Origin of the sequence: Pantoea sp. GbtcB22, from assembly GCF_019091025.1 — a bacterium.
Lineage (GTDB): Bacteria > Pseudomonadota > Gammaproteobacteria > Enterobacterales > Enterobacteriaceae > Pantoea > Pantoea leporis.
The window spans coordinates 1-247 of record NZ_JAGXKB010000583.1 but is presented as its reverse complement, the minus strand read 5'-3'; the positions used below and the strand labels follow the sequence as shown (position 1 = coordinate 247).

The window sequence follows — 247 nt, the reverse complement described above, 5'->3', positions numbered from 1 at the left end:
GTCCATCGCCATTATCAGTGCCCCCGCCGGGCTCAGGAATTCGGCCCGCGTTCCATCGACACCGGCTGCCAGCGCTTGGGGCCGCTCGATGCCAAGGCCGACGGGGTGACGCAGGACATCGGCCATTTCCCGGACAGGACCAGCGACAATTCCTGGCCGCCCCGGCGGCGGCGCGCCGGGTCGAAACGCGCGGTTGCCGAGGCGACATGCGCGGTCAGGATCACCTTGTCCATCTTGAGGAGCGGGT

Annotated in this window: 1 protein-coding gene; it reads right to left on the bottom strand. The window is 68.8% G+C overall.

Annotated features, from left to right (window positions below; all coding sequences use genetic code 11):
* Positions 1 to 32 precede the first annotated feature (32 nt).
* Positions 33 to 247, bottom strand: a 215-nt coding sequence (locus tag KVT28_RS26050) for a hypothetical protein (RefSeq protein WP_217551164.1), incomplete at its 5' end; no start/stop codon positions are given.